Source organism: Paraburkholderia sp. BCC1876 (assembly GCF_902833695.1).
In the GTDB taxonomy this organism is placed as follows: domain Bacteria; phylum Pseudomonadota; class Gammaproteobacteria; order Burkholderiales; family Burkholderiaceae; genus Paraburkholderia.
In genome coordinates this window covers 151,410-174,440 of the sequence record NZ_CADFGI010000014.1, presented here as the reverse complement: position 1 = coordinate 174,440, position 23,031 = coordinate 151,410, and the positions used below count along the sequence as shown (strand labels likewise).

Here is a 23,031-nt window from a genome sequence, read left to right as displayed (position 1 = left end):
ATGGAGCAACGCGTCCTTATCCTGGCGCCGTTCGGCCGCGACGCCGATGTGATTGCCGAAGTGCTGCACAAAGACCAACGCCAGTGCATCGCTTTTCGCAACGCGGACGCGCTGACCGAAGCGCTGGAGGCCGGCGCGGGCAGCGCGCTGATCGCCGAAGAAGCGCTGGCGGATCACCATGCATCGCGTTTATTCGACTGGCTCAAGCAGCAGCCCGCCTGGTCCGATTTCCCGTTTATCCTGCTCGCCGCGTCGCGGGTCGGACACCGGTCCGCGCGCGGACTTGAAGTGCTGGAACAACTCGGCAATGTGGTGGTGCTCGAACGTCCGCTGAATTCGGAGACACTGCGGCGCGCGGTGGCGTCGTCGCTGCGGGCGCGGGCCCGGCAGTACGAATCGCGCCGCCATCTGGCCGAACGGATCGAGGCGCAGAACGCGCTGGTGCAGTTGAACGATTCGCTGGAAAGCCGGATTGCCGAACGCACGCACGAACTCGCCTCCGCCAACAACCGGCTGATGACGGAGATTCACGAGCGCGCCAAGGTGCAGGCGGTGCTGGTGCAATCGCAGAAGATGGAAGCGCTCGGGCAACTCACCGGCGGCATTGCGCACGACTTCAACAATCTGCTGAACGTGATCATGGTCAACGCGGAACTGATCGCGCGGGTCAGTGCCGACGAACGCATTCGCGGCATGGCGGCCACGGTCAAACGCGCGACCGAACGCGGCGCGAAACTGACCGGGCAGTTGCTGACTTTCTCGCGCAACAGCAACCTCGATCTCAAAGCCGTGGACGTGGTCGCGTTGCTGCAAGGCATGCGCGACATCATCACGGTCTCGCTCGGCTCCAGCATCCGCTACGCCAACGAGATTGAAGGCGAAGAGATGTGGACCGAGGCCGACGCCAATCAACTCGAACTCGCTATTCTCAATCTCGCGATCAACGCGCGCGACGCGATGCCGGGCGGCGGTCAACTCAGCATTCACGTCAGACAGCGCACCGCGCCCGATGAAACGCTCGCAGACGGCCGTTACGTGGTGCTGGAAGTGATCGACACCGGTTCGGGCGTACCCGCCGACGTGGTCTCGCGCGTGTTCGATCCGTTCTTCACCACCAAGCCGATCGGCAAGGGCACCGGCCTCGGCTTGAGCCAGGTCTACGGTATCGCGAGGCAGGCGGGCGGCACGGCACGCCTGTTCAGCGAGGAAGGCGCCGGCACCACCGTGGAAATCTGGCTGCCGTTGCGCGAGCGCGTGGCGCCGCAAAACGAAGCGGCTTCCGACGTCGAAGAAAATGCCGTCGGCGAAAAACGGGTGTTGGTGGTGGAAGACGACAGCGAAGTGCGCGCCATGCTGGTCGAGTCGCTGCGCATGCTCGGCTACACCGTCACCGAAGCCGCGGACGGTCGCGCCGGATTGAATCGTCTGAAGGAGGATAAACCGGACCTGCTGATGGTCGACTTCGCGATGCCGGGTATGAACGGCATCGACGTGATCGCGGAGGCGCGCAAGATGCGCGAAGACTTGCCGGTGATTCTCGCCACCGGTTACGCGGATGTGGATATTTCCGGGCTGGCGGTGAAACGTTGCACGATTCTGCGCAAGCCCTTTCAACTGGACGATCTGGCGCGCACGGTACGGCTCGGGCTGGCGGCGTAACTTGCCAGACGCGGTTACGCCACGCACCGCACGCAGTTAAATCCCGCGCCGCCTCCACCGTCGCGTCACAAAAAAATCGCAATTCAATAGTTTGCTAACGAATTTTTTAGAAATACAATACCGGCCATGTCGAATCTCGATAAATTGCGCCGCACCGTTAGCAGCACCCTGGTCGTGGCCGCCAGAAAATGGCGGCGCACGAGTCATGGCGTACTCGCGGCCTTCAACGTGTCCGAGGCGTGCGCCACGCCGCTGCTCACCGCCAGCCGGCTCGGCGCGGCGGTGCGTCAGGTCACGCTGGCCGATCACATCGGTATAGAAGGTCCGTCGCTCGTGCGGTTGCTCGATCAATTGTGCGCGGCAGGCCTGATGCGCCGTGACGAGGATCCCGAAGACCGCCGTGCGAAAACCGTGGTGCTGACCGAAGAAGGCCGCGCGGTCACCGCGAAAATGGAAGAGGAACTCGTCACGTTGCGCGCGCAAGCATTGAAAGGCGTGTCGCGCAGCGATCTGGAGGCGACCTTGCGGGTGCTTGCAGCGTTTACATCAGACGCGGCCGAACGGGCGGATCAAACGACTGCCGGCAAATCCCCCAAACGCAAAGCATCCTCCGTAGCGGCGCACGACGCCGGCGATCCGGCATAACGGTTTATGGTCTATCCCTCTCTTCGCGACTGGCTGTTCTCGGTCAAGACCTTCGCCGCGGCGATGATCGCGCTTTACATCGGCCTTGCACTCGAACTGCCGCGACCTTACTGGGCGATGGCAACCGTCTACATCGTGTCGAATCCGTTTGTCGGCGCGACCCGTTCCAAGGCGCTCTATCGTGCGCTCGGCACCGCGCTGGGCGCGTCGGCCGCCGTGCTGCTGGTGCCGCCCTTCGTCGAATCGCCGTATCTGTTCAGCGTGATCGTCGCGTTATGGACCGGCACGCTGCTGTATCTCGCGGTGTCCGACCGCACCGCGCGCAGCTATGTGTTCCTGCTGGCCGGCTACACGATGCCGATCATCGCGCTGCCGTCGGTCACGAATCCCGGCGGCGTGTTCGATCTGGCGGTGAGTCGCACCGAAGAAATCACACTCGGTATCGTCTGCGCGAGCATCGTGGGCAGCGCGTTGTTTCCGAGCCGGCTCGCGCCGACCATCATCGAACGTACCGACGCGTGGTTTCGCGACGCCGCGTTCTATGCCACCGAAACGCTGTCCGGCCGCATTGCCGGGTCCGCGATTTCGGGCGCGCGGCAGCGGCTCGCGTCCATCATCAACGCGCTGGAATTGTTGCTGAGCCAACTGGCCTACGACCACACCCGGCCCGACGTGCTGGCGCGCGCGCATGAACTACGCGGACGCATGCAGCTTCTCCTGCCGATCATGTCGTCGCTCGCCGATCCGCTGATCGCGCTGTACAACTCCGGCCGCCAGACGTGGCCCGAGGGGCTCGAAGCGCTGCTGAACGACGTCATCAAATGGTTCAACGCGCCGATGCCTGTAGTCAGCGCGGGCTATCACCCCGATACGGCTGCCGATGCGCTGCGCGTGCGCATCGCGGCCATGCAGCCACCGCCCGCCGCGCTGGCGAACTGGGACGGCGCGCTGCTCTCGAACGCACTGTGGCGCATGAAACAGGTGATCGACGTGTGGCAGGACTGCCGCTCGCTGCGCATCATCATTACCCGCGAAGAAGGCTCGTGGCGGCCGCGTTTTCGCCATTGGCGGCTGGGCGGCACCGAGCGCTTCTACGATCGCGGCATCATGCTGTTCTCGACCGGTTCGGCGGCGGCGGCGGTGATTCTCGCGTGCAGTCTGTGGATCGGTTCGGGCTGGAACGACGGCGCCGGCGCGGTGACGCTCGCGGCGGTGGCGTGCTGTTTCTTCGCCGCGCTCGACGAACCCGCGCCCATGGTGTTCCGCTTCTTCGTGGCCACCGCGATCAGCGTGGTAGCGGCAGGCGTCTATCTGTTCGTCGTGCTGCCGCATGTGCATGATTTCCCGTTGCTGGTGATCATGTTCGCCGCGCCGTTCATCTTTGTCGGCACGCTGATTCCGCGTCCGCAGTTCAACCTGGCGACCGTGCTGGTCGCCGTGAACACCGCCACGTTCATCAGCATTCAGGACGCTTACGACGCCGACTTCCTGATCTTCATGAACAGCAATCTCGCGGGTCTGGCCGGTCTGCTGTACGCGTATCTGTGGACTCGCGTCACGCGCCCGTTCGGCGCCGAACTCGCGGCCTCGCGCCTGTTGCGTTCGAGCTGGGCCGACGTGGCGCTCACGGCATCGACACGGCCGATCGACGATCCGCGCAATCTCGCCGCGCGCATGCTCGACCGCCTGATGCAGTTGATCCCGCGTCTGGCCGCCACCGACGACCATCGCCACCCGTCGATCGAAAGCTTCCGCGATCTGCGCATTGCGTTCAACGCGCTCGATCTGCGCCGCGTGACCCGCAAGCTCGCCGGCGAAGCGCCGGCCGCGATCGATCACGTACTCGACGACGTACGCGCGTATTACGAAAACTGCGTCGACCGCCGCAAGCGCGAGCCGGTGCCCGACAGCCTGATGTCGTCGATCGACGCCGCCATCGCGCGCGTCATCGCGCAAGGACTCGCCAATGCCGGCGCACCGAGCCCGACCTCGCAAAGTTCGGCGCGCCGCCTGCGCGACGCGCTGCATGCGCTGGTCGGCTTGCGTCTTTCGCTGTTTCCGGCCACGCTGATGACACCCACGCCGCCCGAACCGGAGGCCGCTGTCTGATGCGCGCAGCTCGTGAACCGTCCTCCACCTTTTTCTTCTTCCCGCGATGATCGGTGAAATCGATATTTTCGGCGTGTTCGTGCCGGCCGTGCTCGTGCTGATGTTGATCGCCTATCTGATCAACCTGGCCTTGCGCACCGTACTCGCGCGCGTCGGCTTCTACCGCTTCGTCTGGCATCGCTCCATCTTCGATCTCGGCATCTATGTGCTGGTGCTGGGCCTTGTCGTTGTCGTTTCGCACAGACTAATAACGTGAAAAAAACCTGGTTCTCCGTCGGTCAAATTCTGCTGACCCTGATCGTCGTCGTGGCCGCCGCCTTCGTGCTGTGGAAACTGGTCGGCTATTACATGTTCGCGCCCTGGACTCGCGACGGACACGTGCGCGCGGACGTGATCCAGGTCGCGCCGGATATCTCGGGGCTGATCTCGTCGGTCGACGTGGTGGACAACCAGCAGGTCAGCAAAGGCCAGGTGCTGTTCGTGATCGACCAGGCGCGCTACACGCTCGCGTTACGTCAGGCGGAAGCCACCGCGCAACAGCGCCGCGCCACGCTCGACCAGGCGCGCCGCGAAGACGCGCGTAACCGCAAGCTCGGCAACCTGGTCGCCGCGGAGGTTTATGAGGAAAGCCGCTCGCGCGTCGAACAGGGCGAAGCCGCGCTTGCTGACGCGACCGTCGCGATCGACACCGCGAAACTGAACCTGCAACGCTCCACAATCGTGAGCCCCGTGGACGGTTATCTGAACGATCGCGCACCCCGTGCCGGCGAATTCGTCGCGGCGGGGCGCGCCGTACTCGCGGTGGTCGATATGCATTCGTTCCGGGTCGACGGGTATTTCGAGGAAACCAAACTGCGCGGCATCGACATCGGCCAGCCGGTCGATATCACGGTGATGGGCGAGCCGAACGTGCTGCGCGGTCACGTGCAAAGCATCGTCGCCGCCATTGAAGACCGTGACCGCACGCAAGGCTCGAATCTGCTGCCGAACGTGAATCCGGCATTTAGCTGGGTGCGGCTCGCGCAACGGATTCCCGTGCGTGTCGCGCTCGACGAAGTGCCCCCTGACTTCCGCATGATCGCGGGACGCACGGCGACTGTATCGGTGCGCGATCTGTCGCCGATCGGCAAGAAGCATCCCGATACGCATGCGGCGGGGGCAGTGGATGCGTCCGCAACGGCGGCTTCGGGTACGGCTTCAGGCGCTTCGTTGAGCAGTGCTTCCGCTACGTCCGCCGGTTCGGCCGCACAGCCCGCATCCGCCGCCGTGATCTCGGGCGCGTCGCAATGAAGCTGTCGCGCTCTCTTCCGCTACTGCGGCTGCTGCCGCTCTTGCCGCTGGCCGTCGCGCTCAGCGGCTGCATCAACGTCGGCCCCAACTACGCACTGCCGAAGCAGGCACTCGTCAACGCGCCGCTTGCCAATGCGCCGATCGAAGGCGCCGACACCGCGCTGACGTCGCGCCAGAATGTGCCCGCTGTGTGGTGGCAACTGTACGACGATCCCGTGCTGAACAGCCTGGTCGATCAGGCGCTGCAATCGAACACCGACTTGCGTGTCGCGGCGGCCAACCTGGCGCGTTCGCGTGAAGCACTCGGCGTCGCGCAGGCGCAAGGCGGCTTCTCCGGCAAAAGCTCGGTGCTGCTCGAACGCGCGCAGGAATCAGCCGAGCAATACCTGCTCACGGAGAAACTGCCGGTCGCCAATGAAGGCGATATCGGCATCAGCGTGTCGTACGAAATCGATCTGTTCGGCAAACTGCGGCGCGGCGTCGAAGCGGCGCAAGCGGACACCGAGTCCGTGCAGGCCGCCGGCGATCTCGCCCGGATCAGCGTGGTCGCCGACGTGGTGCGCTCGTACGTCGACCAATGTTCGGCGGCGGAAGAACTCCGCATCGCACAGCAATCGCTCGCGTTGCAGAAGCAGCGCGTGGACGTATCGCGCCGTCTACGCGACGCGGGACGCGGCAATCAGCCGGACGTGACGCGCGGACAAACGCAGGTCGAAACGCTAGCAGCGGATATTCCGCGCTATACGGCACGCCGCAAAATCGCGCAGTACCGGCTCGCCGCGCTGCTCGCCCGCGCGCCGTCCGACCTGCCGCCGGCCGTGCTCGCTTGCGACCGGCTCCCGCAGATTCGCCAGCCGATTCCGGTCGGCGACGGCGCCGCGCTACTCAAACGCCGCCCCGACGTGCGCGAGGCCGAGCGTCAACTGGCGGCGTCCACGGCGCGCATCGGCGTGGCGACCGGCGCGTTGTATCCGACGGTGAGCATCGGCGCGTCGGCGGGACTGACCGGGATTCTCGAAGACCTGGGCACGTCGCCTACCGCGCGCTGGGGCTTCGGTCCGCTGATCAGCTGGACCTTCCCCGCGAACGGCGCGCGCGGCCGTGTGCGAGAAGCCGAAGCCTCGAGCCAGGTGGCGCTCGCGAAGTTCGACGGCGTGGTGCTGACCGCGCTGCGCGAGACGGAAACCAGCCTCGCCACTTACGCTTCCGATTACGCACGCGCCGATGCGTTGCGCGCCGCGTTGAAGTCGGCGGCCGAGTCGGCGGATGAAACGCACCGGCTGTATCTCGCCGGGCGCGAGTCGTTCATTTCGGATCTGGATGCGACGCGCACGCTGACGTCGACGAAATCGCAGGTAGCGGCGGCGGAAGGCCAGGTGGCGGTCGATCAGGTCAATCTGTTTCTTGCGCTGGGCGGTGGCTGGGAAATGCCGGCGTCGGCTGCGCCTGGTGCGGTGGGGGCAGCACCCTCGGCGAATGCGGCGCCGAACGCCGCGACAACCACGAAAGCACCTTGAGCGTGTGCTGAAAAGACAAAAAGGCGTTGCCGGGACATCCCGGCAACGCCTTTTTTATCCGGCAACTGCCTCACTCACGCGAGCGAGGCATCATGCGTCAAGCAGACAACCCACTCACTTCGTCGCACGTGCCGCTTCGATGATCGCGGCCGCGACTTCCGTCGGCTTCGACAACATCGCCACATGGCTTGCGTCGACCTTGATCACCGTCGCGCCGATCTGCTGCGCCATCGCATCCTGCAGCGCAGCCGGAATCATGCGATCCTTCTCCGTTTCCACGAACCACGACGGCTTGTTTTGCCATGCGGGCTGTGTCACTTTGTCGTCGGTACAACCGGCGAACCACGGACCTTGCGTCGCGGCCACGAGGCGCGCCTGAGCGACCGGCAGATCCTGCGCGAAGTCGTGAATGATGGCGTCGGTCGACAGCGTCAGGTAGCCGCCCGAGTCCTTCTGCAACGCGGAGGCCCACGCAGGCGCGGGCTTGCCCTTCAGGATGTCGTTGATCGACTGGTCCTTCTGCGGCGCAAACGCGGCCACGTAGACCAGCGACTTGACCTTGTCGTCGTTACCGGCTTGCGTGATCACCGCGCCGGCCCAGGAATGGCCGACCAGAATCACCGGACCGTTCTGCTGATCGATCACGCGGCGCGTGGCGGCAACATCGGCGTCGAGCGAACTGAGCGGATTCTGGACCGCGACGACGTGCAGGCCCTTGGCTTCGAGGAGCGGAATAACCTTCTGCCAGCTCGAACCGTCGGCGAACGCGCCGTGCACCAGCACGACGTTCTTGCCTTTGAGGTCGTCGTTGGGCGCGGCGCTGGCCGGCGTCAACGCGCTGATCGACAGGAGGCTGCCGAACATCACCGCGGCGGCCAGGCATTTTTTGAGCAGGGTATTCATACTATCGGTCCTTGTGGGGAAGAGAAAATCAGCGGGCAGAGTGTGGATTGAAGGATGCGCCGATCCGTCCGCCGGCTGTATCGGTCGAATGACCGAGGCGCGGAAAGGCCGCTGCGGCGCTCACGCGAGGCGCGGCAAATGAAAGACAGGACAAACAGGTCGATACCTATGGCAGACGTTTCAACAATCCGCGCGCTCGACGCCGTGAAGGCGCTGGCGTTTATCGGCGATCTCAGCATGGGTCAGCCCACGGACCACTCGCTGCGCACCAGTTGGCTGGCCGCGCGACTGGCGGCCGCGGCGGGTCATGACGACGCGCAATGCGGCGTCGTGCAGGAAGTTTCGCTGCTGCGGTGGTCGGGTTGCACGGCCAACGCGTCGGGCTTCTCGGAGATGCTCGGCGACGACATCGGCGGCCGCGAGGCGATGCTCGCCATGCGGCCAGGCTGGGGTGGCGCGGCCGAAGCTCAGGGGCAGCTCGAAGCGACGATCACGCCGCTCGCGCAGATTCACTGCGAGGTATCCGGGGAAATTGCGCGCATGCTCGGCCTGGAGGGCGCCACTCAAGCCGCTTTGCGGCACATTTTCGAAGCCTGGGACGGCGGCGGTCTGCCGCAAAAACTCGACGGCGCGCGGGTGCCTGACGCCGTATTTCTCGTTGGGCTCGCGGGCGACCTCGAAATTCTGAGCCGCGTATATGGCCTGGACGCGGCGCAAAAACTGATCGCGCAGAAGGCGGGCCACAAATATCCGGACGCGCTCGCTCAAGTCGCGTTTGCGCAAGCCGCCGACTGGCTCGCCGAACTCGACGAGCAAGGTGCAGCGGGGCGCGACAAACCGCTCGACGCGTTACCGATGCAGCAAGGCACCGCGCCCGAGATCATCGCCGACGTGATCGACCTGAAATTACCGTGGATGGCCGGCTACTCGCGCCGCGTGGCCGAAGCGGCGGCAGCCTGTTGCGCGCGCCTCGGTTTCGACGACGACGTTCGTGACGCCACCTATCTCGCCGGTCTGATTCACGGCATGGGGCGCATGGCGGTCTCGAACGCGATCTGGAATACGGCGGGGCGGCTTTCACCGGCCGCGTGGGAAAAGGTCCGCCTCGTGCCTTACTGGACCGCGCGCGCCGGCAAGCAGATCGGTGCGCTCTCGCGTGAATCGGAGATCGCGTCGCAGGCTTATGAACGGCTCGACGGTTCGGGCTATTTCCGCGGCGCGACAGGCGGCATGCTCGGCCGCGAAGCGCGCGTGCTGGCCGCAGCGGCGAGCTGGGTGGCGTTGCGCTCGCCGCGTCCGTGGCGCGCGGCGTTGTCGGCGGATCAAGCGGCGGCGTTACTCAATGAAGAAGCGGCGGCGGGCCGCTTCGATGCCGACGCGGTGCATGCGCTGCTGAGTGACGAGAACGACGGGCATGAGTCGGGCGCCGAGCGCGCCAAGCCCGCGCGGGCCGCGTTGCTGTCGCCGCGCGAAGCGGAGGTATTGCGCCACATCAGTCAAGGCGCGAGCAACAAGGAAGTCGCCAAGACACTGCAGATGAGTCCGAGCACCGTGCGCACGCATGTGGAAAGCGTGTTCCGCAAGCTTGAATGTTCGACGCGCGCGGCAGCTACGTTGAAAGCGTCGACGCTGCGGTTGATCTGAGGCGAATTAGCACTAACGTGGCGGCGCCGCGATGCCTCGCTCGCAGGTGCGCAGGTTTTTCACGTCAGCCCGCAAATCAAGCGCGATCCGCTCGACCGCCTGCTCGGGTCGAGCGTTGCCGCACATGAAAATATCGAGTGCAGCGAAGCGATGTTCGGGCCACGTGTGGATCGTGATGTGCGACTCGGCGAGCAACACGACACCCGTCACGCCGTGCTCGCCGCCGAAGTGATGGAAATGCGCCGACAACACGCGCGCACCGGCCTCTTTCGCCGCAGTCACCAGAATCGATTCGAGCGCGTGGGCGTCGCGTAACAGGTCCGCCGCGATCCCGCCCAGATCGGCCAGCACATGCGCGCCATACGCGTCACGCGGTGCAGGTGTGGTCGTAGCCGTGGCCGTAGGCGTAGGCGTAGGCGCGAATTCCGACACCGGAAGCGCCCCGCTCACTTGTGCGCCCCATACGACGAATAACCGCTGCGCGCCGACGTTCCGCCATAACCGCCGCCGCCACTCCCACCGCTTCCCGTCATCGACGTGCAACTGAACATGACGATCACCACGAACGCGTAGAGCGCATATAAAAACTGTCTCACGCTGACCTCGACTCGTCGTGGAAGGCGCGCCAGATCCACTCGGGCGCCCACAAAGCCAGGATGCCGATAATCACCAGCACCGTCGAGCCATCGAATTCGAACAGCTTGCCGAAATTGACAAACACCATCACGCCCGTGCCGATCCACGGCCACGGTCCGAAGCCGACAGTCGTGAAACCTTCCTTGACCGGTTTGAGGTCGCTTTGGCTGGTCTTGGGCTGGGTCGCACGGCGGCTCGCCGCCGCACCGGCCGCCGCCAGTTCCGGCATGCCGAACCGTTCCGCGACCTTGCCGTTGGTCAACGGCCTCGCGCGCGACCAGACGATTTCGTCGGCGGCAATTTCGCGGGTCATTTTGAAGTCGCGCCACGCGAAATCCGTGATCGACGTCTTGTCGCCCACCTGCACGCGCCAGTTGAACGCGCCGGCCACATAAATCACTTCGGAGACGTAGTGCTCGCTCTCGCGATAGGTCTTGCCGTCGTCGAGCACCTGGCCGCTCTGGCTGATCATCGGCCAGTGATTCAACACTTCCACGCGCTCCCAGCGGCCTTCGCTATGCACTTGCCACAGGAATCCGCGGTCGAGGTTGTGCAGCAGATACTCGTCCCAACTGGATTCGCCGTCCGGCGTGCGGCAACGCATCAGGCCGAGCACCGTGTATTTCGCGCCGTCGAAGGTTGCGCTCGCACCGAGCGGCAACGCGGTGTCGATTGCTTCGAGCGTGCGCTTCTTCGAAAACAGCGTGGCCTGCGGCGCGCTGCAATCCACGCCCGCATGGCACGAGCCGCAGATCACATAATCCGCGACGCCGACCGGGCAATCGAGCGACGCGCCGCAACTCGGGCAGGTGAACGCCGCCAGGTCGCCGCGATAGCGTCCCGCCGACTCGCGAATTTCCGCCTCGTCGCGCAAGCCCTGACACGCGAGTTCGGCGAGTTCCACCGACTCGCCCGAATACAGCACCGGCTTGCCGTGTTGCTGATCGGCGTCGGCATAGTCGAGCGTGATGAAATGGTCTTCGTAGCGGAAGTCCGCGACCCGCGCCTGCCAACCGTCGCCGACACGAAACGGCAACTCGCCCTCGCCGCCCACGCATTGCGCGGTGCGAATGTCCGACGCGAGATAACGCTTGCCGTCGAATTCGAAGGGCACGCCTGGGCTCAGCGAATCGAAAGACGGCAGCGTGGCGGTCTCGGTGTCTTCGAGCGCTCGCTGCGTGGTGACCGCGTATTGGCCCGATGCGTCGGACAACCAGCCGAACGTGCCGTCGTCGAAGGTGGCGTACCACTCGCTCCAGTAGCCCGCGTCGTAGCGCAACTGGATTCGGCCAAGCAGCGTGAACGAGCGCGTTTGATACCGTCCCGTCGCGCCGAGTTGCAGCGGCGAATAGTCCTCGAACACCGAGGCCATTTCGCCGAGGCGTTCAACGGCTTCGCCGTGTTTGAGCAAGGTGCTGCGGCACGACCCGCACACGGCCATCACGGCCGCGGCGGAACGGAATTCGAGCGGTGCGCCGCATTGTGGACACGAAGTACTGAACATCGAGTGCGCTTATTTCGTCAGCTTCGCGAGAATCTCGGCTTTCGCCTTCGCATAGTCGTCTTCGGTGACGAGGCCTTTGTCGAGCAAGGTCTTGAGTTGCTGCAGGCGGTCGACGTAGTCGTTCGCGGCGGCCGCGGGTTGTGCGGGAGTCGGCGACTGTGTCTGATTCAGCGCGCCCGTCATGGTCTGCGCGATCGCCGCGCCGGCCGCGAGTCCCGCGCCGACACCCGCCACGCCACCCGCGTTTTGCGCGGCGAGCGGAATGGATTGCGCGGCCTGGTACTGCGCGAACTTGTTCAGATCGCCGCTCACGCCGACGCTGATGCGGGCGTCGAGCGCCTTTTGCAGCGCGTCCGGCAGCGATACGCTTTGCACCGTGAACGAATCGAGCGCCACGCCGTAACGCGCGAACACCGGCGCGAGCGCCTGGCCGATACGTTGCGACAGCACCTCCTGGTTCGCCGCCATGTCCACGAACGCGACATCGGCCGAACCGAACGCCACGCTCATGGCCGTCACGACGAGATTGCGCAATTGCTGCTCGAGATCGTCGACGGTATAAAGGCCGCGCGTGCCGCTGATCTCGCGATGAAACGCCGGCACGTCGACCACGCGGTACGAATAGATGCCGAACGCGCGTACCTGCACGAGGCCGAATTCGCTGTCGCGGATCGTGACGGGTTGCGGCGTGCCCCAGCGGCGGCCGAGTTGCAAACGCGTGCTGAAGAAGTAGACGTCGGACTTGAACGGCGACTCGAACAGCTTGTCCCAATTGCGCAGACTGGTCAGCAGCGGCAGCGTGCGCGTGGTCAGCGTGTACAGGCCGGGGCCGAATACGTCGGCAATGCGGCCTTCGTTGACGAACAGCGCCATTTGCGACTCGCGCACCGTCAATTGGTCGCCGTACTGGATTTCCTGGTCTTCCATCGGATAACGCCAGGCCAATACGCCGTCACCGTCTTCCGTCCATTGCAGAACGTCGACAAACTGCTTGCGAATAAACGAACCGAGACTCATCGTGTACTCCTCGCGCGAGGCGCCCGCCAATCAGGCATTAAGATGAAAATGCGTTAAACGTGAATTTACGTTAAGCAGGCCGCGTTGATAATGCCGACCACCAGCGAAGCCGCGCCCATCAATCCACCCATTGCGTTATTACGCGTTTCAATCGCATGGTTCATGCCGGGCAATAAGCGCGTGAGTACGGCATAAGTGGCGACCTGCACGATCATCGCACCGAATGCCCAGATCAGCACCAGCATCAGCGTGGAGTTGTGCGCAATGCTCGACGCGAGCGTCAGGCAGAAGCCGATCAGCGCGCCGGCAAAGGACAGCAGCGCCGCCACGTTGCCTTCGCGGATCAACGCAAGTTCGTCGAACGGCGTGACCTTGAGGTAAACTGCCGCGAATCCGAGGATCAGCACAAACGCCGACAGTAAATGAATCCCATAAGAAAAGGCATCACCCATTTAATCTCCCGGATTTTGTGTGTCGCGACGGCGCGCGCAAATCGCCGCCAGTATATCCAGATCGGACCGGAGTGCCCAGCATGAAGATTAAACATAATCGCATGCTGATACTGTCGGTACTGGTGCTGGCCTCGTGCGGATTGGGTTATGAGCTGATCAGCAGTACCTTGTCCAGCTATTTGCTCGGCGATTCGGTATTGCAGTTCTCGTCGGTGATCGGCTGTTATCTGTTTGCAATGGGCGTGGGCTCGTGGCTCGCCAGGTTCGTCGACGACGACGACGTGCTCGACCGCTTCGTCGATATCGAATTGCTAGTGGGCCTACTTGGCGGTTTGTCGGCGGCCATGCTGTTCGGCGTGTTCGCGTGGTTGTCCACGCCGTTTCGCGCGGCGCTCTACGCGGTGGTGCTGGTGCTCGGCGCGTTGATCGGCATGGAGATTCCGCTGGTGATGCGCGCGTTCCAGCAGCGCCGCCAGGCGTTCCGCCACACCGTCAGCGACGTGCTGACCTTCGACTATCTCGGCTCGCTCGCAGTCTCGCTGCTGTTTCCGCTGGTGCTCGCGCCGCGTCTCGGCCTGTTGCGCACCAGCTTTCTGTTCGGCATTCTCAACGCGCTGGTGGCGCTGTGGACCACCCACACGTTCCGTGCCGAAATCAGCAACGTGCCGGGCAAGCTGATGCGCGCCGCACTCGTGATCAGCCTGCTCGGCGCGGGTTTCGCGCTGTCGGAGCGCCTCACGCATTGGGCCGAACACGGCTTGTATGGCGACGAGACGATCTTCTCCGAAACCACGCCCTATCAGCGCATCGTGCTCACGCAATGGCACGACGACATGCGGCTGTACCTGAACGGCAATCTGCAATTCTCGTCGCGCGACGAACACCGTTATCACGAGGCGCTGATTCATCCGACGCTCGAAGCGTTGCCGTGGGCGAAGCATGTGCTCGTGCTCGGCGGCGGCGACGGGCTCGCGGTGCGCGAAATCCTCAAGCACCGCAACATCGAAACGGTGACGCTGGTCGATCTCGACCCGGCCATGACGCGGATGTTTTCCACCTCGGCGCCGCTCGTCAAACTCAATCAGGGCTCGCTGAAAGACCCGCGCGTGCACGTGATCAACGACGACGCCGTGCGCTGGCTCGAATCCAACGCCGAGGTCTTCGACGCGATCGTCGTGGACTTTCCCGATCCGACCAACTTCGGTTTAGGCCGGCTGTACTCGGTGCCGGTGTATCGCATGCTGTCGCGGCATTTGTCCGAGAACGGCTATGCGGTGATTCAATCCACCTCGCCGTATTTCGCGCCGCACGCTTACTGGACGATCGTCGACACGTTGCGCGAGGCGGGCTTCAACACGTGGCCGTATCACTGCTATGTGCCGTCATTCGGCGACTGGGGTTTCGTGATTGCCGGCAAGCGTCGCGACTATACGATCCCGACGCATTACTCGGAGCCGATGCGCTGGCTCGACGCGCAAACCGCGGTTGAAATGTTTCACTTTCCCGCCGACATGCCCGCGTTGCCGATGGCGCCGAACCAGATGAACGACCAGCCGCTCGTCCGCCTTTTCGACGACGACTGGAAGCACGTGCTGCGCTGATGGACCGCCGCACTTTTCTCTTTGCGGGCGCGGCCGGCGCAGTGGGCGCGGGCGCGTTGGGAGCGAGCGCGTTGGGCGCGTTCGGCTCGTTGACTGATCTCAGCCGCACCGGCTGGATCGAGACCACGCCGGTGATCGACAGTCCCGGCATGCGCGAAGGTCATGCGCTGCGCGATCATCGCAGCTTGCCGCCACCGTCCGGCACGCTCGAAACCGACATCGCGATTCTCGGCGCGGGCGCGGCGGGTTTGTCGTGCGCATGGCAACTTGCGCGAGCGGGGCACAAGGATTTCGTCGTGCTCGCCGGGCCCGAATTCGGCGGCAATGCGGCCGGCGGCCGCTATGGCGAGCTAGGCTATCCGAAGGGTGCGCACTATCTGCCGTTACCGTCGATGGAATCGACGCACCTGCGCGACATGCTCGCCGACTTCGGTGTGATCGAAGCCGATCCGTTCACCGCACGGCCGGTGTTCGACGAACGCGTGCTGGTGCATGCACCCGACGAACGCTTGCTGATCGACGGTCAATGGCAGGACGGCTTGGTGCCGACGCTCGGCGTGAATCACGCGGAAATCGCGCAGCAGCAGCGCTTTTTCGCTTACACCGACGCGCTGCGCACCGCCGTGGGCAGCGACGGCCGCAAGGTGTTCTGCATTCCGCTCGCGCAGTCGTCGCAGGAGCCGCGCTGGCGCGCATTGGATAAACGCTCGTTCAAACAGTGGTTGCTCGACGACGGCTATACCGCGCCGTCGCTGCACTGGTATCTGAACTACGCGTGCCGCGACGATTTCGGCGCCGGTTATGAACACGTCTCCGCGTGGGCCGGCTTGCACTACTTCTCGTCGCGCGGCGGCCATGCGCGCAATGCGGAAGACGGCGCGGTACTGACCTGGCCCGATGGCTTGCATAGCATGGTGACCAAGCTGAGTGCGTCGATCACGCAGCGCGTGGGCAAATCGACGTGGTCATTACCAGGCTTTGCCGCGCGTGTCGATGAAAAACCGGGTGGCGTGGAAGTGCTGTGCGTGCGCATCGACAGTCATAACGTGCTCAGTACCTTCGTGCTGAAAGCGCGCCGCGTGGTGTCGGCCATGCCGCTTTTTGTCGCGCAGCACGTCATGCCGCATCTGTCCGCGTACGGTTTCGACGCATCGCGCGACCTGCCGCCGCGTGCGCCGTGGCTGGTCTCCAACTTCCTGATGGAAGGCATGCCGCGTGAAGCACAAGGCGTGCCGCTCGCGTGGGACAACGTGGTCTATCGCGGCGAAGGTCTCGGCTATGTCGTCTCGACGCATCAACTGATTCGTCTGTCGCCGCCGCAGCGCTCGGTGTTCTCGGCGTATCAGGCGCTTGATCTGAAGACGCCCGACGACACCCGCCGCTGGCTCGCCGCCGCGCATCCCGACGACCTGCGCACGCAAGCGGCGATCGATCTGCTGCCCGCTTATGGCCGCGACCTATGGCGTCACGCCACCGCGCTGGAAATCACCGTGCGCGGCCACGCCATGGCGACGCCGGACGTCGGCTTCCTCAGCCGTCCCGGCCTGCTCGCGTTGCGTGACGCGGACGGACCGGTGCTGTTCGCGCATGCGGATCTGTCGGGGATGTCGCTGTTCGAAGAAGCGTCCTATTGGGGTGTGCTCGCGGCAAACCGCGCCCTGGGATAAGCCCGAATTCGCTTACGTTTTATTTTTGATAAGCTTTCTTTAAGCTTTCATTTCGGGTTAAATGTTCTTCGTCAATCACTCACGCAACAGGGTCACGTATGTCGCAATTCATGCAAGGCGCAGTCACATTGGGCGGATGTATCGGCATTTTTACGGCCGTGGTTGCCGTGGTGGAAATGTTCGCTAACTGAGCGCACGCGGCGGCGAAAACCGACGCGAACGCGTCAACACGTCGCTGTCGCTATGCCGGCCGACGCTTCGCCGCCTGATGAATCGCCGCCCGCACGCGCGGATACGTGCCACAACGGCAAACGATGTTGGACATGGCCGCGTCGATATCGGCATCCGTGGGATTGGGTTTCTGTTTGAGCAGCGCGCAGGCCGCCATGAGTTGCGCGCTTTGGCAATAGCCGCACTGCACCACGTCGAGATCGATCCACGCCGCTTTTAACGCTTGCGCTTCTGCGCCCTGCACGCCTTCTATCGTCGTGATCTTCTGCGTATGCAGGCTCGACATCAGCGTCTGGCATGACAGGCTCGCCTTACCGTCCAGATGAACCGTACACGCGCCGCAAATGCCCACGCCGCAGCCGAACTTGGTGCCGGTCATGCCGAGTTCGGCACGCAGCACCCACAGCAGCGGCATATCCGGCTCGGCCTGTACCGCTACCGCGCGGCCGTTGATGTTTAGCGATCCCATGCGGGTCTCCTCGTCATGCCTGACCTTGGTGTGCTTGAGTTTGCCGCGCGTTACGTCAGCTTCAGCGGCAACGCGCGCAGACGCTGGCCCGTCAGCGCGAACACCGCGTTCGCCACCGCCGGCGCGACCGGCGGCACGCCCGGTTCGCCGACGCCTTGCGGATGCAGTTGACTTGGCATGATCTCGGTTTCGATCGTCGGACAATCGTTCATCCGCACCACCGGAAAATCCACGAAGTTCTTCTGCTGCACCTGACCGTCGACGATCGTGATTTCGTCCTGCAACGCGGTCGAAAGGCCGAACACGATCGCGCTCTCCATTTGCTGGCGGATCAGATTCGGATTCACCGGTAAGCCGCAATCGATCACGCAAACCACGCGATGCACGCGAATCTGCTTGCCCGGCCCGAGCGACACCTCCGCCACCTGCGCGACGACGCTGCCGAACGCCTCGTGCAGCGCGACGCCGCGCGAGCGCGGTGCGCCGTCGGCGGCATGACTCAACGGACGCCCCCATTCCGACAACGCGGCAACCCGCTTCAACACGGCCAGATGACGCGGATGCCGCGCGAGCAGTTCGGCGCGAAACGCAATCGGATCGCGGCCGGCGGCGGCGGCGAGTTCGTCGGTGAAACTCTCCGTGAAAAACGCCTGATGCGAATGGCCGACCGAACGCCAGAAGCCGACCGGCACCGGCAGATCGACGATCTTGTGCGCGACACGCGCGGCGGGCCACTCGTAGGGTTGATCGAACGCGCCCTCGCAAGTGGTCTTGTCGATCGGAATACGCGGCACGCCGTAGTAGCGCGCGAGCGATTCCGGCACGATCGCCTGACCCGCGGACAGGCTGTCCCACGCGACCAGCTTGCCGTGCGCATCGAGACCGGCCTTGAGCCGCGATACGCAGGCGGGCCGATAGAAATCATGCGTGAAATCCTGCGCGCGCGACCAGATGGTCTGCACCGGACGCCCACCGCCCTGGCGCGCAATCACTGCGGCCTGCGCGATGAAATCGAGTTCGAGACGCCGGCCGAATGCGCCACCGATCAACTGCGTTTGCACGTCGACCTTATCGGCGTCGAGGTTCAGCACCTTGGCCACGTGATGACGCGCGAGCGCGGGGACTTGCGTGGACACCCACACCGTCGCCACACCGTCCGCGACCTGTACCGTGCAATTGAGCGGTTCGACCGCGCCGTGCGCGAGATACGGCGCGTGATAGTCGGCGCTGACCGTGCGCGCGGCGCCGCTCAACGCGGCGTCGATATCGCCGAGGCGGTAGTAGGCGTGGCCGTCGCCGTCGTCCAGCGCTTGCATGAGACGGCTCTGCACATCCGCGCTCGAGATGTGCGCCGCGTCGCCGTCGTTCCAATCGACGGTGACGGCGGTGACGGCGTTCATCGCGCGGAACGGGTTGTCGGCGATCACCGCGACGCCGCCGGTTCCACCGTTGTACGGCGCGACGGCGAACGCCTTGATGAAGCCCGGCAATTTCTCCGCGGGCCCGGCGTCGAAATGCGCGACTGTTCCACCCAGCGTGGGACACATGACGACGCTCGCATAGAGCAGCCCGTCGGGCAGCGCGTCGATGCCGAAGCGCGCCGTGCCGTTGATCTTCGACGCGGCCTCGATGCGATGGACCGGTTTGCCGATCAGCTTGAAGTTGGCCGGATCTTTTAATGCCACGTTGCGCGGCAGCGGCTGCTGCGCCGCCAGCGAAGACAACTCGCCGAAGCTCGCCCGATGCCCCGACGGATGCAACACCTCGCCGCTTTCCGCGCGGCATTCGGCGGCCGGCACCTGCCATTGCGCAGCCGCCGCGCCGATCAGCATCGCGCGCGCCGAGGCGCCGGCTTCGCGCATCGGCGTCCACAGATCGTTGATGCTCGACGAACCGCCCGTCATCATCGTGCCGGCGTCGCGCACCAGCTTGCGGGTCATCCAGACCGTCGCGCGCTTCACGGCGCTGTCGTCATCGGGACGAAACGGCAGATCGTCGACGATGTTCTGCACGCTGTTGTAGATCCTGTCGATCGGCGCATCCTCCACGCGCACCTGCGACCACTCCGCGTCGAGCTCTTCGGCGAGGAGCATCGCGAGGCCGGTGTGGATGCCCTGCCCCATTTCCGCCTTGCACATGATGATGGTCACGCTGTTGTCGGCGGCGATCTTGACCCAGCCATTCAACGGCAATTGCGTGCCTTCCGCGGGTAACGGCGTGGAAGTCGTGAGGCGTTGAGCCGGCGGGAGCACCGACCAGCCGACCAGCAGCGCGCCCATTGCGCCGGCCCCGCCGAGCAGGAAGGTTCTGCGCTTCAACATGGCAGGGCTCGGTGAGCTTGCATGGTGGCGGACGTTGGGAATGCGCGCGGGAGCGCGGGTTTTGCGTGGCGGGTGTTCGGATAGTAGTAAGACGAGGGAGCGATTGCGGGACTTAAATTCGGGAATTTAAGTCAATGTTGGTGAAGCGGAAGGGTTAACGCGAAGCTGCGGCCAAGGCGAGATGCGAGGCCTGAAATGGTCAGCGCCGCTTTCACCCATAAACATGGGCAAGAAGCGGCGCTTTGTTGGGCTGGCTAGCCAGTCGGTAACACTGCGATCAACGCATTAGAACCGGTACGTCGCGCCGACCTGGAAGAAACGGCCGAGGTCCGTGTAGAGCGACTGGTCGTAACCCGTAATGTCCGGCGTCGCTTGCCACTCGACGTCGAACGGCGGCCGCTTGTCGAACAGATTCGTAATGCCGCCGTAGATCGTCCAATGCTTGAAGCCGCGATAGCTCGCCACCAGATTGAACTGACTATATGACGCCACGGACCCGGTTCCGCCATCGCCGAACTCTGCCGACACGCCGTTCGTATAAGGACCCGTGTATTGCCACGTCAACGACGTCGTCAGGTTGTGGAAATCCCACGTCAACGTGGTATTGCCCTTCCAGCGCGGATTACTTGCGCCGAACGGTTGCAGCAGGGCGAGATTGTTACCCGCGAAGTCCTGCGGCGCCGAACCCGGGCTGTGCAGCTTGAAATGCCACACGTACGCCCAGTCGCCCGACAGCGTAAACGTACCGTAGGTCGTACGAACCGCCTTGCGGAAGTTCATGTCGAAGCCGTCGGTATCGAGCGCGCCCAGGTTGACGAACGGCTGCACGATATAGCGGATCGTGCCGTCGGGATTGCGTACCACCGTCGACGGATTGTTTTGCTGAAGCACGGCGTTTGGATCTGCCGTCCCGATCACCCCGTCGATGCGCACTTTGTAGAACGCCGCACCGATGTCGGTCATCGCGTCCGGCGACAACTGGAAGCCGATGTTGTAGTTCTTCGTATGCTCAGGCTGCAGATTCGGATTACCCGTGGTCTGCTCGGTCGTGAAATGCTTGGTCGGCACGCCGCTCGGATCGTTCGGATCCACCAGGTTCTGGTGACCGAGATAAACCGCCTGCGAATTCTCGACACCGGTCGGCGCGCGGAAACCGCGGCTAAACGAGGCGAACGTCGTCAGCATACGCACCGGCTGATAACGCAGCGCGAAGCTCGGCGAAAAAGCACCGCCGAAGTCGCTGTAGTGGTCGTAGCGGGACGCTTGCGTGAACGTCAGGTTGTGGATGATCGGAATGTCGATCTGATAGAACAACGCCGCCACGTTGCGCGAGCTGTCCACGGTCTGCACATTCGCCGGCGCGCTAATGCCTGTCGACGCGAGCGTCTGCGGGTTGATCACCGACGACTCGTGGCGGAACTCCGTACCAAAGCCCAAGCCGACATTGCCGGCCGGCAGGCTGAACAGGCTCGACGTCGAGGTCTTGGCCGTGACGCTGTCGACCTTCGAAATCGCTTGCTGATAGTCGTCGCTGAACACGCCGTTCAGACCGTTGGGCGTCGAGCCCGGGTTCGCGAAGTTATACGAGCCGTTCGCCAGCATGTTCTCCACGCCCGCCACGTTCAGGCGGTTGGAGTAGCTCGTATCGACCGTGCTCTGCGAATGGCCGTAATCGGCGGACCAGTCCCAGCTACCCAGCGCCGCCGAGTTGTACGAACCCTTGATGCCGGTCGATGCCATCCAGAAAGTCGACACGGTATCCGCAACACTAACGTTGCCGGGGAACGTCAGATTGATCGGTGTCGCCACGCCGAACGGATTGAACGGATTCGACGCCGACACCGTGCGCGAAAGCGGAGCGACGGAGCCGGTCGACGGCGTGAACACGTTCGAATTGGCGGTTAGCGATGCAGGGCCCTGCAATTGCACGTTTTCGTCGCGGCTCACCCAGAAGCCCGCGTACGCTTCCTTGTCTTCGTCGATCTTGAAGGTGCCGCGCACTTTCGCGTTCAAACGCGTGACGGCCGGCGTCAGGGAAGTACCGGCCGCGACGTTGTACGCGCACGCCGCACCGCCCGTCTTCGCCGACGTGCTGCCGGGCGGGCACGGATTCAGCGCCGTGTTGCCGGCCGGCGTGGTCCAGTACGACTGCTGGTTCGGACCCAGCGGCGCCGCGAGACCACCGGCGTACTGCGTGAAATCCTGGCCCGACGTCATGTCGCGATCCGCCAGCGTCGATCCGCTGTCGCGGTAGTAGCTCGCCGCAGCGGTCACGTTGAAGCGATCCGAGTTCAGGTCGCCGAAACCGCCGAGGGCGCTGAAGCTTCCCTGACCGTTGCCGGGATGCTGCGCTTTGCCCAATTGCGTATCGAGCTGCAGGCCCTGAAAGTTCTTTTTGGTGATGATGTTGACGACACCGGCAATTGCATCGGAGCCGTAAATCGATACCGCGCCCGTCTTCACGATGTCGATGTGGTCGACGATGTTCAGCGGGATACTGTTGACGTCGAAGAACGTGTCGGTGAAGTTCACCGCTTGCGCGTAGTTGGCGACACGCTGGCCGTCCACCAGCACGAGCGTGTACTTCTCGCTCAAGCCGCGCAGCGCGATACCGGCGCCACCGGGGGCGGCGCTGTTCATCGTCGACTGGGACCAACTGCTGGCCGAGTTCGCCGCCGTGCCGCGCAGGAAGTCGGACACCGTGGTGTAGCCGCTTTGCGCGATGTCCTTTTGCGTAATGGTCTGGACTTCGGTATTGCCGACCTTGTCCGACGTGCGGATAAGCGACCCCGTCACTTCGAATTTCTTGAGCTGTTTAACGGGCGTGGTGGCTGCCGCGCCCGATGCAGCCGCCGCCGTGCCGTCCGGCGTGCCGGCCTGCGCGACGGTAATGGGCGACGCAACCGCCGCGCCTGCCGCCGACGGCTGGCTCTGCGCGAATGCGGACGTCCCCACCATCGCGGTTATCGCCATTTCAGCCCAGATTATCTTCCGAATGGCCGATGCTAGATCCCTCTGTTTCATGTTCCTCTCTCTCGCCATAAACGCCAGTTGTTATTCGAAGAGGCCTGGCAAGCCTCTTCGTTTGCGGCACCCCACCGCCACGCTTCGAACGCCCTGTTTTCCTTCGAAACTTCAACAACGACCCACCCGATCAGCGAACCTGAACGTCGCTCCTGGTCCGTAGTGATACTAATTATTCATTCTGCTGTGCGGGCCTCGGGTGCTTCAACATCGGTAGAACGGTGATAACAACGGCGCACCATGGCGGCCAGTCAATGCCGCTCGGCTTATTCGTCGATTAAGGTGCTTTCTATTGCCGCGCGACTACTCGCAATCTTTAGATTCAATTTCGAGCTATTGGTG

General features: G+C 63.9%; 18 protein-coding genes. 9 read left to right on the top strand and 9 right to left on the bottom strand.

The window, feature by feature from the left end:
* The 6 genes from HWY05_RS34030 (at window position 1) to HWY05_RS34005 (ending at window position 7,220) form a co-directional block, all read left to right on the top strand.
* Window positions 1-1,659, top strand: a complete 1,659-nt coding sequence (locus tag HWY05_RS34030) for a response regulator (RefSeq protein ID WP_176061106.1) — start codon at window positions 1-3, stop codon at window positions 1,657-1,659.
* A gap of 126 nt (window positions 1,660-1,785) precedes the next feature.
* Window positions 1,786-2,304, top strand: coding sequence for a MarR family transcriptional regulator (locus HWY05_RS34025; protein ID WP_051981130.1), 519 nt, complete (start codon window positions 1,786-1,788; stop codon window positions 2,302-2,304).
* A 6-nt stretch (window positions 2,305-2,310) separates the two neighbouring features.
* Window positions 2,311-4,413 (top strand): FUSC family protein, encoded by a 2,103-nt coding sequence (locus HWY05_RS34020; protein WP_035561325.1) that lies wholly within the window; start codon window positions 2,311-2,313, stop codon window positions 4,411-4,413.
* A 46-nt stretch (window positions 4,414-4,459) separates the two neighbouring features.
* Window positions 4,460-4,669 carry a DUF1656 domain-containing protein gene (locus tag HWY05_RS34015; protein WP_035561322.1) on the top strand — a complete coding sequence of 70 codons (210 nt, stop codon included), beginning with the start codon at window positions 4,460-4,462 and terminating at the stop codon, window positions 4,667-4,669.
* A complete protein-coding gene (locus HWY05_RS34010; RefSeq protein ID WP_176061105.1) occupies window positions 4,666-5,703 on the top strand; it encodes an HlyD family secretion protein in 1,038 nt (345 codons plus the stop codon). The genes HWY05_RS34015 and HWY05_RS34010 overlap by 4 nt, the downstream gene beginning before the upstream one ends.
* Window positions 5,700-7,220, top strand: coding sequence for an efflux transporter outer membrane subunit (locus tag HWY05_RS34005; RefSeq protein ID WP_176061104.1), 1,521 nt, complete (start codon window positions 5,700-5,702; stop codon window positions 7,218-7,220). Before HWY05_RS34010 ends, HWY05_RS34005 begins: the two co-directional genes overlap by 4 nt.
* Before the next feature lie 114 nt (window positions 7,221-7,334).
* Here HWY05_RS34005 and HWY05_RS34000 read toward each other — a convergent pair whose 3' ends face one another.
* Window positions 7,335-8,123 (bottom strand): alpha/beta hydrolase, encoded by a 789-nt coding sequence (locus HWY05_RS34000; RefSeq protein ID WP_035561313.1) that lies wholly within the window; start codon window positions 8,121-8,123, stop codon window positions 7,335-7,337.
* Window positions 8,124-8,291: 168 nt separating this feature from the next.
* Here HWY05_RS34000 and HWY05_RS33995 point away from each other — a divergent pair, with 168 nt between their 5' ends.
* Complete coding sequence (locus HWY05_RS33995; RefSeq protein WP_176061103.1) at window positions 8,292-9,767, top strand: HD domain-containing phosphohydrolase; 1,476 nt, start codon at window positions 8,292-8,294, stop codon at window positions 9,765-9,767.
* Window positions 9,768-9,779: 12 nt separating this feature from the next.
* On the opposite strand, the gene speD is transcribed toward HWY05_RS33995, so the two are convergent.
* The 5 genes from speD to HWY05_RS33970 form a co-directional block, all read right to left on the bottom strand.
* Entirely contained in the window at window positions 9,780-10,217 is a 438-nt protein-coding gene (gene speD / locus HWY05_RS33990) for an adenosylmethionine decarboxylase (protein WP_279614195.1), read from the bottom strand.
* Window positions 10,214-10,363 carry a hypothetical protein gene (locus tag HWY05_RS33985; RefSeq protein WP_176061102.1) on the bottom strand — a complete coding sequence of 50 codons (150 nt, stop codon included), beginning with the start codon at window positions 10,361-10,363 and terminating at the stop codon, window positions 10,214-10,216. Before HWY05_RS33985 ends, speD begins: the two co-directional genes overlap by 4 nt.
* The gene (locus HWY05_RS33980) at window positions 10,360-11,907 is read right to left on the bottom strand and encodes a DUF4178 domain-containing protein (protein WP_176061101.1); all 1,548 of its coding nucleotides are present in this window, start codon (window positions 11,905-11,907) and stop codon (window positions 10,360-10,362) included. The genes HWY05_RS33985 and HWY05_RS33980 overlap by 4 nt, the downstream gene beginning before the upstream one ends.
* 9 nt (window positions 11,908-11,916) lie before the next feature.
* On the bottom strand, window positions 11,917-12,924 hold the full coding sequence (locus HWY05_RS33975; protein ID WP_176061100.1) for an SPFH domain-containing protein: 1,008 nt from the start codon (window positions 12,922-12,924) through the stop codon (window positions 11,917-11,919).
* A 65-nt stretch (window positions 12,925-12,989) separates the two neighbouring features.
* Entirely contained in the window at window positions 12,990-13,376 is a 387-nt protein-coding gene (locus HWY05_RS33970; RefSeq protein WP_035561303.1) for a DUF350 domain-containing protein, read from the bottom strand.
* Between the two features lie 86 nt (window positions 13,377-13,462).
* Between HWY05_RS33970 and HWY05_RS33965 the strand changes: the two genes are divergently transcribed.
* Window positions 13,463-14,977, top strand: a complete 1,515-nt coding sequence (locus tag HWY05_RS33965) for a polyamine aminopropyltransferase (protein WP_081936395.1) — start codon at window positions 13,463-13,465, stop codon at window positions 14,975-14,977.
* Complete coding sequence (locus tag HWY05_RS33960) at window positions 14,977-16,644, top strand: FAD-dependent oxidoreductase (RefSeq protein WP_176061099.1); 1,668 nt, start codon at window positions 14,977-14,979, stop codon at window positions 16,642-16,644. Before HWY05_RS33965 ends, HWY05_RS33960 begins: the two co-directional genes overlap by 1 nt.
* A 241-nt stretch (window positions 16,645-16,885) precedes the next feature.
* On the opposite strand, the gene HWY05_RS33955 is transcribed toward HWY05_RS33960, so the two are convergent.
* From HWY05_RS33955 to HWY05_RS33945, 3 genes are all read right to left on the bottom strand, one after another.
* Window positions 16,886-17,344: a (2Fe-2S)-binding protein gene (locus HWY05_RS33955; protein WP_176061098.1), complete on the bottom strand. Its 459-nt coding sequence runs from the start codon at window positions 17,342-17,344 to the stop codon at window positions 16,886-16,888.
* Between the two features lie 50 nt (window positions 17,345-17,394).
* On the bottom strand, window positions 17,395-19,665 hold the full coding sequence (locus tag HWY05_RS33950) for a xanthine dehydrogenase family protein molybdopterin-binding subunit (RefSeq protein WP_176061097.1): 2,271 nt from the start codon (window positions 19,663-19,665) through the stop codon (window positions 17,395-17,397).
* A gap of 285 nt (window positions 19,666-19,950) precedes the next feature.
* Entirely contained in the window at window positions 19,951-22,689 is a 2,739-nt protein-coding gene (locus HWY05_RS33945) for a TonB-dependent receptor (RefSeq protein ID WP_176061096.1), read from the bottom strand.
* Window positions 22,690-23,031 lie beyond the last annotated feature (342 nt).